This is a genomic window from Mammaliicoccus sp. H-M34 (assembly GCF_022386495.1).
GTDB classification, from domain to species: Bacteria; Bacillota; Bacilli; order Staphylococcales; family Staphylococcaceae; genus Mammaliicoccus; species Mammaliicoccus fleurettii.
Window position 1 is genome coordinate 147,319 of the sequence record NZ_JAJNIK010000001.1, and the last position, 14,026, is coordinate 161,344.

Genomic DNA, 14,026 nt, shown 5'->3' on the forward strand with positions numbered 1-14,026 from the left:
TTTCTCCTACTTTCTAGCTCTTATTGAAACCCATCCATCTTCTCGTAATACTTTTTCGATAGTATAACCAGTTTCTTTTAGTTTTTCAATAATTTCATCAGATTTTTCTTCTATAATTCCAGAAGTAATAAAGTAACCATTATCGTTTAGCCTTGTATAACTATCCTCAATCATTAAATCAATGATATGTGCTAAAATATTTGCAATAATCACATCATACTGTTCAGTTTCTTCAGTCAATAAATTACCTGTATCAGCTAATATATCTTGCTCACAATTATTTTTCTCGAAGTTTTCCTTAGCAACTTTAATAGCTAAATCATCTAAATCTACAGCTTTTATTGATTTGACACCAAGCAAATGACAAGCAATACTTAAAATACCTGAACCAGTACCAACATCAATAACTTTATGGTTTGGGTTCACAACTTCTTCTATATGCTTTAGACACATGCTAGTTGTTGGATGGTCACCAGTTCCAAATGCCATTCCAGGATCAAGTTTTATACATAAATCATCATCTTGGTTATCATATTCTTCTTCTTCCCAACTTGGTACTATAGCAAATCTCTCAGAAGCTTTAAATGGATGGAAATAATTTTTCCACTCATTTTCCCAATCAGATTCTTTAATTATTGTTTTAGAAAAAGAAAGAATTTCTGAATTTATTCCTTCGACATCAGCAATTGAAACTTTAATTTCTTTTTCTAAATCATCTGTAAAGACTAATTCATTAAAGTAACATTTTATCCTAATATCATTATCAGGATAGTCGTCAGGATTCAACTCATATATTTCACCATATACATCTGCATGGTCTTTTTCTAATTCAGCTGAATCTTCAATTACTACTCCATTTGCTCCTAATTCATTTAAAAGAGCAGTAACAACTGGTTCTGCTTCTTTATTAATCATTATAGAATACTCAATCCAATTCACAGGCTATTCTCCTTTAAAAAACTTTTTGGCTCTATCTTTTAAACTAGATGGTTGTTCTGTTAAATCTTCTCCACCAATTTCAGCAAACTCACGAAGAAGTTCTTCTTGTCTTTCTGTCATTTTATCAGGAGTTACAACTTTAACAGTTACAAAATAATCACCTTTTCCATAACCATGAACATTTTGTACACCTTTTTCTCGTAGTCTAAACTGTTTGCCTGTTTGAGTACCTGCAGGAACAGATAGAGATACATTACCAGTTAGTGTAGGGACCGTTATTTCATCACCAAGTGCTGCTTGTGGGAATGAAAGGTTTAAATCATAGAATATATCATCGCCTTCACGTCTGAATTTATTATGAGGTTTAACTCTAAATACTACATATAAATCACCAGCTGGACCACCATTAATACCTGGACCACCTTTGCCTGCAAGACGTATTTGTTGGTCATTATCAACGCCTTCAGGTACTTTAACTTTAATTGTAACTTTTTTGTTTTGTGTACCTTTACCATGACAATCTGAACATTTTTCTTCGAATATTTCTCCAGAACCTTCACATTCAGGACAAACTTTTTGAGTTTGCATTCTTCCAAGAATAGTATTTTGTTCTACTGTTACATGTCCTTGACCATTACAATAAGTACATGTTTTTTTCTTAGTTCCTGGTTTAGCGCCTTTACCATGACAAGTATCACATTCAACGTCTTTGCGAACTGTAATATCTTTTTCAGTACCGAATACAGCTTCTTCAAATGTTAGAGTCATACTGTATTGTAAATCATCACCTTGTCTTGGAGCGTTAGGATCTCTTCTAGCGCCACCGCCACCAAAGAATGAACCAAATATATCTTCAAATCCACCGAATCCAGAGAAGTCTTGTCCACCAAATCCTTGTGAACCACCGAAACCTTGTTGCGGTCCATTATGTCCAAAACGGTCATATTGAGCACGCTTATTTTCATCACTTAATATTTCATAAGCCTCAGATATTTCCTTGAATTTAGCGTCAGCACCTTCTTCCTGATTAATGTCAGGATGGAACTTTTTGGATAATTTTCTATAAGCTTTTTTTATTTCGTCTTTAGAAGCATCTTTAGATACACCTAGCACTTCATAATAATCTCTTTTTGCCAATATAATCTCTCCTTTACACACTGATTTATAATACGGATATGCATTAAAAAAGTCAAAGCCAATCACATTGACTTTGACTTTTTAATAATGAGTATTATTTTTTATCGTCTTCGTTGACTTCTGTATAATCAGCATCAACTACATCGTCATCGTTTGAAGTAGATTGGCCTTCAGCTGATTCAGCGCCTTGTTGTGCTTGAGCAGCTTGTTCATACATTTTTACTGATAATTGTTGAACGATTTCTTGAAGCGCATCTTTTTTAGTTCTGATGTCTTCTATATCAGTGCCTTCTAATGCTTTTTTCAATTCTTCTTTAGCATCTTCAGCTTTAGCTTTTTCGCTTTCATCAACATTATCACCAAGATCAGTTAATGTTTTTTCAACAGTAAATACCATTTGGTCTGCTTCGTTTCTTACATCTATTTCTTCACGACGTTTTTTGTCTTCTTCAGCATTTTTTTCTGCGTCTTGTACCATACGATCGATTTCTTCATCAGATAATGATGAACTTGATTCGATTGTAATTTTTTGTTCTTTGTTTGTTCCTAAATCTTTAGCTGTAACATTTACGATACCATTTTTATCGATATCAAATGATACTTCAATTTGAGGTACGCCACGTGGTGCTGGTGGAATATCAGTTAATTGGAATCTACCAAGAGTTTTGTTATCTGCTGCTAATTGACGTTCACCTTGTAACACGTGAATATCTACTGCTGGTTGATTATCAGCTGCTGTAGAGAACACTTGTGATTTAGATGTTGGAATTGTTGTATTTCTTTCAATTAATACTGTAGATACGCCACCCATAGTTTCAATACCTAAAGATAATGGTGTAACATCAAGTAATACTACATCTTTAACATCACCAGTGATAACGCCACCTTGAATAGCTGCACCCATTGCTACAACTTCATCAGGGTTAACACCTTTGTTTGGTTCTTTACCAATTTCTTTTTTGATTGCTTCTTGTACAGCTGGGATACGAGTTGATCCACCAACTAAAATTACTTCGTCAATTTCAGAATTAGATAAACCAGCATCTTTCATAGCTTGTTTAGTTGGACCCATAGTTCTTTCAACTAATTCACTTGTTAATGATTCAAATTTAGCTCTTGATAAAGTAGTTTCTAAGTGTAATGGTCCATTTGCTCCACCTGAAATGAATGGTAATGAAATTTGTGTTGAAGATACACCTGATAAATCTTTTTTAGCTTTTTCAGCTGCGTCTTTAAGACGTTGTACTGCCATTTTATCTTGTGATAAATCTATACCATTTTCTTTTTTAAATTCTTCAACTAAGTGTTTAATGACAACATCATCAAAGTCGTCCCCACCTAGTTTATTGTCACCCGCTGTAGCTAATACTTCAAATACGCCGTCACCTAATTCAAGGATAGATACGTCGAAAGTACCGCCACCAAGGTCAAATACTAATACTTTTTGATCAGTTTCAGTTTTATCTAAACCGTATGCTAATGCAGCTGCAGTAGGTTCGTTAATGATACGTTCTACTTCTAAACCAGCAATTTTACCAGCATCTTTAGTAGCTTGACGTTCAGAGTCATTGAAATATGCAGGAACAGTGATTACTGCTTTAGAAACACTTTCTCCTAAATAACTTTCTGCAGTTGATTTTAAGTTTTGTAAAATCATTGCTGAAATTTCTTGTGGTGTATACTCTTTATCTTCTACTTTTTCTTTATAATCAGTACCCATATGACGTTTAACTGATTGAATTGTGTTAGGGTTTGTTACTGCTTGACGTTTAGCAACTTCACCAACTTGTGTTTCTCCATCTTTAAATGCTACTACTGATGGTGTTGTTCTGTTACCTTCTGGGTTTTGAATTACTTTAGGTTCTCCACCTTCTAATACTGATACTACTGAATTTGTTGTACCTAAGTCTATACCTATTACTTTACTCATAATAATTATTCCTCCAATTTATAGTTACGTTTGAATTAAATTATTTATTCGTTCACTTTAACCATTGCTGGTCGTAGAACGCGGTCTTTTAATTTATAACCTCTTTGTAGTTCTTCAGTTACGACACCTGATTCGAAATCAGGATTACTATCTTGCATTACTGCTTGATGTATATTTGGATCGAATTGTTTATTATACGATTCTATTTCTTCTAATCCATTATCTTTCAATGATCTTAGTAAATCGTTATAAACCATATCAACACCCTTTTTGAATGTTAAAAAGTCTTCAGATTCGCCTTCTTGTTGTAAAGCGCGATCCATGTTATCTAAAGCAGGTAATACATCAGTAAGCACTCTTTGTGCTTGATAGTCTTTCATGATACTAGATTCTTGTTTCATTCTACGTTTATAATTTTCAAATTCCGCATATAAACGTAAGTATTTTTCTTCTTCTTCATCAGCTTTTTGTTTTAATTGTTCGAGTTCAGCTTCCGGAATTTCGACTAACTTTTCTTCTTCAACCTCTTCTACATCTTCTACTGAATCATGAGTATTTGCTTCTGCTTCTTCAGTAGCGACAGATTGAGCTTGATCATTTGTTTCGTCGAATTGTTCATTTTGCTTTTCTTCCGTCATTTCATGCCCTCCATATTTTCTTATTTAAAAATGATTCAGTAATTGAATCACTTTGTTATAATGCATAGCAGTTGGACCGATAACGGCTAAATGACCGCTTATACCTCCAGAAATTTCATAATTTGTACTTACAATCGATATACCATGTAAGTCTTTATTAATTTCTTGTCCAATATTGACACTTATTGAATCATTAGTCGTTTCATTTAAAAATTGAGCAATGCGTTCTGATTCAAGATATTTTAATATAGATTGAATCATCGTTATATTCGTAACATCCATTGCCTCAATCAGGTGCATCTTTCCACCTAGAAACATTTCTTCACTTTGATTATTAATTTGAGTTAATAATGCATGTTTAAACTTCTTGATAAAGTTGCGATCTATGAATGACAACGTTAATGATTCTAACGTGTTTATCATTGTAGATAAAGTATTTTGCTTAAAATGTTGATTTAAATAGTTCATTAGTTTCTCTATTTGTTGCTGATTCAAAGATTCTAATACTTGAACATGAATTTTCTCAACATATCCATCAGTAAATACAATGACACTCATTAGATGAGTAGGGTTGACTCTAACAAAATGAATTTCAAATATATATCTTGAAAATTTATTTGGTCCAAGTACAACAGTCGTATAATGTGAACGATTTGATATTTCTAAAGCTAACCATTTGAGCATAGCATTTACATCGTATTGGTTTTCATCATGGAATTGATTAAACCAATTTGCGCTTTTCTTACTTTGTGACTTAGACTTTAGTAATTGATTTACATAATGTCTAATTCCACTTTCAGAAGGAATACGCCCAGATGATGTATGTGTCTTTTCTAACAAATCTAAATCTTCAAGTTGTTTCATTTCATTTCTAACTGTTGCTGGACTTATAGGCAATTGATGCCTTTCGATAATCGACTTAGAACCTATTGGTTGTCCTAACTCAACATAATCCTCAACAATCACATTTAATATTTGTAATTGTCTCTCAGTAATCATGTCATCACCTCGATTAGCACTCTCTCTTATCAAGTGCTAATTACAATTTATCAAATTGGTCAAAGAAAGTCAACGTTAAAGCATTCGATTTTTCAAAACTTTTTTCAAAATATTATTTAACTTAACAAAAATCTCTCAAACACTTCATTACCAATGTTTTGACCTCTATTACTCAAACGTAAATAATCATTTTCATCTATTAATAATTCTCTTGAAGTTAATTCATTAACATGATCACCGAACACATCTTCTATTGATCTTTTGAATTTATTTTTAAATTTAGACTTGGAAACACCCTCAGTCATTCTAAGACCAAGAAACATTTCCTCTTCCATTTGTTCTTTAATAGATACATCACTACTTTGTAATTTAGGCATTTCATTATGATTAATCTTCTTAATGTATTGATTAACGGGGTTAATGTTTCCATATCGAACCCCTTTTATATATCCATGCGCACCTGCACCAAATCCGTAATATTCTTCGTTTTTCCAATAAACCATATTATGTAGGGATTCATGTCCAGACTTTGAAAAGTTTGAAATTTCATATTGATTTAAATTTGAATTTTTCATTTTTTCCTTTAAATGTTGATACATTTCTTCCCCTAAATCTTCATTTGGTAATTTTAATTTACCTTTTCTATATAAATTATAAAATTGAGTTTTTGGTTCAAGTATTAGTGCATAGCTTGAGATATGATCAACATCTAGCGCTAATGCTTTGTTTAGTGAGTCATCAAATTGTTTTAATGTTTGTCCTGGCAAATGAAACATTAAGTCTAGACTAACAGAATCAATTTGATGCTTTCTAGATAAGTTGACTGCTTTTTCAATATCTCCACTATGATGTGTTCTTCCTAACACTTTAAGCAATTCATCGTCAAATGTTTGAACACCTAACGACAATCTATTTACGCCATATTGTTTTAATAATTTTATTTTAGCTTCAGTCAATTCATCTGGATTAGCTTCAAAAGTATATTCTTTTGTAATTACGAACAAGTCATTAATCGCTTGAAGCAATTTTTCTAATTGTAGTTCTGATAAAGCTGTAGGTGTACCACCACCTACGAACATTGTTTCAACTATTTTATCTTCCCTAGTTGCCATTTCTTTAATCAAACAATCTAAATATTCATCAACTGGTTGATTGGCTATATAAAACTTATTAAAATCACAATAAGTACAAATTCTCACACAGAAAGGTATATGAATATATACACTTTTAGCCATATAAACTCTCCTTTAAAAATAGAAACAGCTACATATTATGCAGCTGTTTCAAAATTAGTCTTCATCCATTTTAAGTACAGCTAAGAATGCATCTTGAGGTATTTCAACATTACCTACTGATTTCATTTTAGCTTTACCTGCTTTTTGTTTTTCAAGTAATTTACGTTTACGGCTAATATCTCCACCATAACATTTTGCTAATACATTTTTACCCATCGATTTAATATTTGTTCGTGCGACTATTTTATTACCAATTGCTGCTTGAACTGGCACTTCAAATTGTTGTCTTGGGATTAATTTTTTCAATTTTTCAACTATTACTTTTCCTCTGTCATATGCAAAATCTTTATGAACGATAAAACTTAATGCATCCACTTTTTCACTATTTAAAAGAATATCCATCTTAACTAATGTACTTTCTTGATATCCAATTAGTTCGTAATCAAACGAAGCATAACCTTTTGTATTAGATTTTAGCTGATCGAAGAAATCAAACACAACTTCTGATAATGGAATTTCATAAATAATATTCACTCTAATATCATCTAAATAATCCATTGTTTTAAAGTTACCACGTTTTTTCTGACACAGTTCCATAACAGCACCGACATAATCATTAGGAACCATCATTGTTGCTTTAACATATGGTTCATAAATTGTATTTATTTTTTGTGGATCTGGAAATTGTGACGGATTATCTATTTGAACTTTTTCTCCATCTGTTAGTTCACATTCATATACAACTGATGGAGCAGTAGCAATCAATTCAATATTAAACTCTCTCTCAATTCTTTCTTGAATAATTTCCATATGCAATAATCCTAAAAATCCAGTTCTAAAACCAAATCCTAATGCTTGCGAAGTCTCAGCTTCAAATTCTAATGAAGCATCATTAAGTTGTAATCTCTCTAACGCTTCTCTTAAATCATTATATTTACTATTATCAATCGGATATAATCCACAGAATACCATTGGGTTCATTTTTTTATATCCTTGCAGTGGTTTTTCAGCAGGTCTATTCGCTAATGTTATAGTATCACCAACGTTTGAATCTCCAACATTTTTAATAGATGCAACAATATAACCTACATCACCAACTGATAAATTTTGAACAGGAAGTTGTTTAGGTGTATTAATACCTACTTCTGTAACTTCAAATGTCTTCCCAGTAGACATCATTTGAATTTTATCTCCTGCTTTAACAGAACCTTCAACAACTCTAATTGAAGAAATTACGCCTCTGTATGCATCAAATGAAGAATCAAATATTAAGGCTTGTAATGGATTCTCAGGATCACCTTCAGGAGGCGGAACCATTTCTACTACTTTTTCTAAAATATCTTCAATTCCAATATTGGCTTTAGCACTAGCTAAAACGGCATCACTTGCATCTAAACCAATTACGTCTTCAATTTCTTGTTTCACACGTTCAGGCTCAGCAGCAGGCAAATCAATTTTATTAACCACTGGTATTAATTCCAAATCGTTATCTAACGCTAAATAAACATTAGCTAAAGTTTGAGCTTCTATCCCTTGAGCAGCATCTACTACTAATATCGCACCTTCACACGCTGCCAAAGAACGTGAAACTTCATATGTAAAGTCGACATGTCCTGGTGTGTCTATTAAGTGTAAAATATATGTTTCCCCATCTTTTGCTGTATAGTTCAATCGAACAGCATTAAGTTTAATCGTAATACCACGTTCTCTTTCAAGATCCATAGAATCAAGCAATTGTGCTTTCATGTCTCTTGTCTCTACAGTTTTAGTATTTTCCAATATTCTATCTGCTAACGTTGATTTACCATGGTCAATGTGAGCAATAATTGAAAAGTTTCTAATTTTATTTTGGCGCTCTAGGCGTTTAGTTCTGTCCATTTGAACTCCAACTTTCTCGTTAATTTTACATCTCTTAAATGTAAGTCGCATCTTTGATATGATACCGTCTTTATGAAATAAATGCAAACGTATTACCAAACTAACAATAAAGTGGTATGCTTTATAAGGAATGTGCAAATAATGATTGCACTTATGTCCTACATTTGATAAAATATTTTTTGTTGCAATCAAATAATTTTTGATCACGGACAACATACTTAGGAGGTGACTCTCATGCCAAACATTAAATCTGCAATTAAACGTGTTTCTGTAACAGAAAAGAAAGACGCTGCAAACATATCACAAAAAAATGATATGCGTTCAGCTGTAAAAGCTGCTAGAACTGCTATCGAAAATAATGCTGATAACAAAGGTGAATTAGTTTCATTAGCTGTTAAAAAAATTGATAAAGCTTCTAAAAAGAACTTAATCCATTCAAATAAAGCTGATAGAATTAAATCAAGCTTAATGTCAAAAGCTAACTAATTATTAAAGCTACAGAATTTTCTGTAGCTTTTTTATTTTTATATTTTTAAGATGAATAATTCTAAAATAAGCACTTTATCCATATATGAAGATTTTAAATCATAGTCTGTTTCTGCACATACATCAATTGTTGCTAACAATCTTTCCAAAGATAATTTCCTCACTATACGAAGTGCAAGTTTAACTCTATATGGATGAACGCCTATTGTTTTAGCTATTTGTTGTTCACTATAATGTTTACTAGCTAATATTTTACATTGATAATATAATCTATAATTACTTGTTATCAATGCTAATAGTTTAATAGGCTCTTCTTTCATATTAATTAAATCTTTCAATAAGTTTATAGACTTCTCTTTCTGCCCTTTTTGTATATATTCTGTAAGTAAAAATACGTTTTGCTCTAACGAACGACTCACAATATCTTTTACATCTTGTTTATTTATTACCGCTTCATCGCCTATAAATAATACTAATTTATCAAGTTCAGCTTTTATTATATTAAACTGTATACCTGTAAGCTCTAAGAACGCTACTAATGCATCTTCTTTAATATCTTTGTATTGTTCATTTAAATAAGACTTAATCCACTGTTTTATTTCTTGCTCTGTCATTTGATCAATTTTATTTAATCTAGCATTTTTCTTAACAGATTTGACTAACTTTTTCCTTTCATCTAACTTTTCATTGAATACATCAAAAACAACTAATGTTTCCCCGTCATATTGCTCAATAAAACCAATCAATTGATCAACATTTTGATTAATATTATTTGTTACTTTTTCTCCTGTAAAAAGGTATGCATTCTTAATATGTACTACTTTCTTATCTGAGAGGAATGGTAAAGTTAATGCTTCTTCAATTGCGCTCGAAATGGATGTCTCATATAAATCATATTTTACATAGTTGAACTCATCGCGTTCTCCATCTAAATATTGATTGATAATTTCGTCAGATTTTTTCTCTATTAGTGCATCTACTGCACCATAATTCAACACAATATTATCTTCCAAAATAAGTCTCCCTCTCTTATAAAGTTCTAATTAAGTATAGCATTTTTAAGTTTATTATCATATAATGAATGTAAGTATAGGAGGGAGTCATATGAACAGATTTGAAGGTGAAAATACTCAAGGGCGTAACAATGACGTTAAAGACTCTGGAATGGGATTTTTAGTTGGATTCTTATTCTTGGCTGCAATTTATATAATTGCTCAAGTATTTAGTTTACTTCCAAATTAAGATTTACATAATAAGACCATTTTTATAAAGCGTACAAAAATTCAATGATTTTTGTACGCTTTTTTATTATAATCATTTAATCCATTATTGACTCTAATACTATTTTCTTCGATTACAAAGCTTATCACTCCATTATCTTGTGTATTAAAGACTTTACATTTATTTCCTTCAAGCTTTTTTACTATTTTCTGGCTTGGCAATCCATATCTATTGTTACGACCTGAACTAATGACACATAATTTAGGGTTTACTTTATATAAAAATTTATCACTTGTACTAGTTGAACTACCATGATGACCAACTTTTAAAAGATCATAGTTTTGTTTTAAATTACTTATTATAATATCTTCTACTCTTTCTGTTGCATCTCCTGTTGCTAGTATTTTTTTATTGTATGCTCTTATTTCTGTAACGATAGAAGTATCATTTTTATCTTCATGATTTTCACTATCATTATTATATAATTGATAAATAGATTCACCAATTTTTAATTTATTAATATTTCTACTATCTATTATATTTGTGCTAGTATTAGCAACTTCACTTATTAATAACTTTAAATATGGACTATCCCACGTCTTTTGATTGATAACTAAATTTTTAATTTCAACTTTCTTTATCAAATTGCTCAATTCACCCATATGGTCAGCATGAGGATGCGAAATGATTAAATAATCAATTCGATTATAGCCATTCTCATGTAATTCAGGGACTAGCACTGAATCAGTATAAGTAAATTCTTTATTCCTAATTTGCCATTTTTTCTTATTTTTCTTATCTTTACCTCCTGTATCAATCATAACTACTTTATCTACATCTTGATGATAAGCAATCATTGCGTCTCCTTGGCCAATATCTAAAAACTTCAAAATCACCCTATCATAATTTGGTCTTATGGATATAGCTAAAATTAATATTGAAAATATAGTTATTGATTTAACGATACGTTTTTTAAGCACTAAAATTGAAATTGATACCACAACTATAAATATTAAAAAATATAAAAATCCATCTAGATTTCTAACAACTAAATCATTGATTGGCATATTATTTATTTTCTCAATTAACTCAATTGTTTTACTTAGTAAGGTTTCAATAACATCACTCAATAAAAATGGTACTTTTTTAAATATGATAAATATGATTAAAAATGTCATTACGAGAGGAAATACTATTAGCTCAAAAAGTGGAATGAAAATAAAATTACTTATAAAACCGAGCCATTGAAAAGTATTAAAGTGGAGAATCAAAATAATAAATGAGGATAATTGCGATATTATATTTATGGTGAATATCTTATAGAAGGTTGTAAATGTTTTAATAATTGGAATACATAATAGGATAAATGTGGAGATAATATAAGATAATTGGAAGCCAATGTCAAAAATGACATAAGGGTTATAAAGAGTATATAAAATGAATGTAATAGATAAAATTTGCAATGAATCAATATTCGTAATTCTTTTAATAACCATATATACCATAACGACACCAACAGCTCTTAAAACGCTCGGACTTAAACCTGTCAAAATGGCGTATAACGGCAATGCTATAAAAATAATCAACTCCGCATGGTTGTATTTCACATTAATTCTTAGTAAAAATCGAAATAAAAATACATTGACTAATGCAACATGAGAACCACTAACAGCATACAAATGATAAATCCCTAATTTTTTTAATTGCTCTATTCTTTCAGATGATAAATAACGTGTTTCACCTAAAGTTAAGGCGATAATATCATCTATATTTTTTACGTCTAGTTTTTTAAGATTTTGTATTAACCTCTCTCTGTAAAGTTGTCCCTTCTCAATAACATTTAAATAACGCTTTTTACAACTTCCTACTGAAAAATTTTTCAGTTTTAATACTCCGTCTATTTCATGCTCTAGCAAATATTCGTTATAATTAAACTTTAAATTGTTAGTGTTAGGCAACGTGATTGTTTTGTTATAAGTAATGATGCAATTCTTCATAAATGGCATTGTGTTTAAAAGCTTATTTTTTTCATGTTCATTTTTCAATTTGTAAAACGCTTTATATGATTTACCATTTATATCGCCATTAGCTTGAAATAAATCTCCATCTATAAGCACTTTATCTCCAAATTCTATTATGTTAGTGTAACTTTTATGATCAATAGGAAGATTAAAAGAATCAATTTGAGGTAATAATAACTTTGGATATGTTAAATAGCCCATGAAGATAAACGATAAACTCATTATCATTATTTTAAACGAGTGAAGCTTAATAAAACAGCTTAACGAAATGATAATGAGTATGGATAATCCTACATATAAATTTAGATGAAAAATATAGCCACATAATAAATAAAGTGCAAAATAAAACCACATATATTTATTCAACCATTAATTCAAATATTTAATAATATCTTGTGGATGAAAATCAATTTTTTCATAATGTACACCTGACTGTTCTAATAACTGAATTGCATATGTATGATTATGATAATCTTCAGCATAATAAATTTGTTTAATACCTGCTTGAATTATTGTCTTAGTACAATTTAAACATGGAAAGTGTGTAACATATATTGTTGCGCCTTCCGTAGAAACACCGAGTTTAGCACATTGAATAATAGCATTCATTTCAGCATGTATTGTTCTAATACAGTGACCATCTACCACTAGACAACCATTATCGATACAATGTTCTTCTCCAGAAACTGATCCATTATAGCCACCAGCAATTACTCTATTATCTTTCACGATTGTAGCGCCAACCGATAGTCTTTCACATGTTGATCTTAATGATAAGAGATGACTTTGAGCCATAAAGTATTCTTTCCATTGTATTCTTTCCATTCCATATCGACCTACCTTTCGTATAACCTTATTGTAATTATTTAAAAGTGTAATTGCAATTTCAATCTAATACAATATATTCCTTTAATGATTCAACTGTTTTTTCTCCAAAACCTTTAACTTTTTTTAAATCTTCAATAGTCTTAAACTCGCCTTTTGTTTCTCTATATTGTACGATTGCTTCTGCTTTATTAGGACCAATACCTGGCAATTTTTCTATTTCTGCTTTATCACCAGTATTTATATTAACTTCTATCTTGTTTTCTGTGGGCTGATTTAACATTGCACTAGAAACATGTTCTCCTTGTGATGGCACATAAATATACATTTGGTCCTTTAATTTCTCAGATAAGTTTATTTTTGTAATATCTGCGTTGCCTTTTATTTGTGCTTTCTTTAATACATCATCCACTCTATCTGATGTTTTCATGTTATATGTATTCGGAAAATTGACTGCACCTTTCACATCTACAATGACATTTTTATTTACTTTTTCTTCTGGTGATGACTTTGCTAACTCTTGTTTATCTTTGTTCTCAATGGACGTTTCAATCGTCTCACGATTAATTGAACGATCTTCCATATTCATTTGTTCTGAGTCTGGCTCAATAAATAAAAATTTAAATACAACAAATAATAAAATTACGCCTATTAAAACGAAATGATAATTGTTACGTATCCAATCTTTTATTTTTATAACATTATTCAAAAAAACAC

The 14,026-nt window shown here is 30.6% G+C and carries 13 protein-coding genes; 2 read left to right on the forward strand and 11 right to left on the reverse strand.

Going from position 1 to position 14,026, the window contains the following annotated elements:
* Positions 1 to 6: 6 nt before the first annotated feature.
* The 7 genes from prmA to lepA form a co-directional block, all read right to left on the reverse strand.
* A complete protein-coding gene (gene prmA, locus LQ608_RS00780; RefSeq protein WP_107509466.1) occupies positions 7 to 939 on the reverse strand; it encodes a 50S ribosomal protein L11 methyltransferase in 933 nt (310 codons plus the stop codon).
* Between the two features lie 3 nt (positions 940 to 942).
* The gene (gene dnaJ / locus LQ608_RS00785) at positions 943 to 2,076 is read right to left on the reverse strand and encodes a molecular chaperone DnaJ (RefSeq protein WP_239749191.1); all 1,134 of its coding nucleotides are present in this window, start codon (positions 2,074 to 2,076) and stop codon (positions 943 to 945) included.
* A 94-nt stretch (positions 2,077 to 2,170) separates the two neighbouring features.
* Positions 2,171 to 4,006, reverse strand: coding sequence for a molecular chaperone DnaK (dnaK, locus tag LQ608_RS00790; RefSeq protein ID WP_239749192.1), 1,836 nt, complete (start codon positions 4,004 to 4,006; stop codon positions 2,171 to 2,173).
* A 44-nt stretch (positions 4,007 to 4,050) separates the two neighbouring features.
* Complete coding sequence (grpE, locus tag LQ608_RS00795) at positions 4,051 to 4,644, reverse strand: nucleotide exchange factor GrpE (protein ID WP_107509465.1); 594 nt, start codon at positions 4,642 to 4,644, stop codon at positions 4,051 to 4,053.
* 24 nt (positions 4,645 to 4,668) lie between these two features.
* Positions 4,669 to 5,643 carry a heat-inducible transcriptional repressor HrcA gene (hrcA, locus tag LQ608_RS00800; protein WP_239749193.1) on the reverse strand — a complete coding sequence of 325 codons (975 nt, stop codon included), beginning with the start codon at positions 5,641 to 5,643 and terminating at the stop codon, positions 4,669 to 4,671.
* Between the two features lie 116 nt (positions 5,644 to 5,759).
* A complete protein-coding gene (gene hemW, locus LQ608_RS00805) occupies positions 5,760 to 6,878 on the reverse strand; it encodes a radical SAM family heme chaperone HemW (RefSeq protein WP_107509463.1) in 1,119 nt (372 codons plus the stop codon).
* 54 nt (positions 6,879 to 6,932) lie between these two features.
* Positions 6,933 to 8,756 (reverse strand): translation elongation factor 4, encoded by a 1,824-nt coding sequence (lepA, locus tag LQ608_RS00810; RefSeq protein ID WP_078356506.1) that lies wholly within the window; start codon positions 8,754 to 8,756, stop codon positions 6,933 to 6,935.
* 234 nt (positions 8,757 to 8,990) lie between these two features.
* Here lepA and rpsT point away from each other — a divergent pair, with 234 nt between their 5' ends.
* Complete coding sequence (gene rpsT, locus LQ608_RS00815; RefSeq protein WP_078356505.1) at positions 8,991 to 9,242, forward strand: 30S ribosomal protein S20; 252 nt, start codon at positions 8,991 to 8,993, stop codon at positions 9,240 to 9,242.
* A 38-nt stretch (positions 9,243 to 9,280) separates the two neighbouring features.
* Here the strand turns inward: rpsT and holA are convergent, their stop codons facing one another.
* Positions 9,281 to 10,255 (reverse strand): DNA polymerase III subunit delta, encoded by a 975-nt coding sequence (gene holA, locus LQ608_RS00820; protein ID WP_078356504.1) that lies wholly within the window; start codon positions 10,253 to 10,255, stop codon positions 9,281 to 9,283.
* Between the two features lie 91 nt (positions 10,256 to 10,346).
* On the opposite strand from holA, the gene LQ608_RS00825 reads away from it, so the two are divergent.
* Positions 10,347 to 10,484 (forward strand): YqzM family protein, encoded by a 138-nt coding sequence (locus tag LQ608_RS00825; RefSeq protein ID WP_078356503.1) that lies wholly within the window; start codon positions 10,347 to 10,349, stop codon positions 10,482 to 10,484.
* 41 nt (positions 10,485 to 10,525) lie between these two features.
* Here the strand turns inward: LQ608_RS00825 and LQ608_RS00830 are convergent, their stop codons facing one another.
* From LQ608_RS00830 to LQ608_RS00840, 3 genes are all read right to left on the reverse strand, one after another.
* A complete protein-coding gene (locus LQ608_RS00830; RefSeq protein WP_239749194.1) occupies positions 10,526 to 12,706 on the reverse strand; it encodes a DNA internalization-related competence protein ComEC/Rec2 in 2,181 nt (726 codons plus the stop codon).
* Positions 12,707 to 12,853: 147 nt separating this feature from the next.
* A complete protein-coding gene (locus LQ608_RS00835) occupies positions 12,854 to 13,309 on the reverse strand; it encodes a ComE operon protein 2 (protein WP_078356501.1) in 456 nt (151 codons plus the stop codon).
* Positions 13,310 to 13,370: 61 nt separating this feature from the next.
* Entirely contained in the window at positions 13,371 to 14,018 is a 648-nt protein-coding gene (locus LQ608_RS00840) for a helix-hairpin-helix domain-containing protein (protein ID WP_239749195.1), read from the reverse strand.
* Positions 14,019 to 14,026: the final 8 nt, after the last annotated feature.

Excerpts from the sequence above, each read along its gene's own strand:
- dnaK (WP_239749192.1), bottom strand. The coding sequence starts at position 4,006 with ATGAGTAAAGTAATAGGTATAGACTTAGGTACAACAAATTCAGTAGTA.
- grpE (WP_107509465.1), bottom strand. The coding sequence starts at position 4,644 with ATGACGGAAGAAAAGCAAAATGAACAATTCGACGAAACAAATGATCAA.
- hrcA (WP_239749193.1), bottom strand. The coding sequence starts at position 5,643 with ATGATTACTGAGAGACAATTACAAATATTAAATGTGATTGTTGAGGAT.
- hemW (WP_107509463.1), bottom strand. The coding sequence starts at position 6,878 with ATGGCTAAAAGTGTATATATTCATATACCTTTCTGTGTGAGAATTTGT.
- lepA (WP_078356506.1), bottom strand. The coding sequence starts at position 8,756 with ATGGACAGAACTAAACGCCTAGAGCGCCAAAATAAAATTAGAAACTTT.
- rpsT (WP_078356505.1), top strand. The coding sequence starts at position 8,991 with ATGCCAAACATTAAATCTGCAATTAAACGTGTTTCTGTAACAGAAAAG.
- LQ608_RS00825 (WP_078356503.1), top strand. The coding sequence starts at position 10,347 with ATGAACAGATTTGAAGGTGAAAATACTCAAGGGCGTAACAATGACGTT.
- LQ608_RS00830 (WP_239749194.1), bottom strand. The coding sequence starts at position 12,706 with ATGAGTTTATCGTTTATCTTCATGGGCTATTTAACATATCCAAAGTTA.
- LQ608_RS00835 (WP_078356501.1), bottom strand. The coding sequence starts at position 13,309 with ATGGAAAGAATACAATGGAAAGAATACTTTATGGCTCAAAGTCATCTC.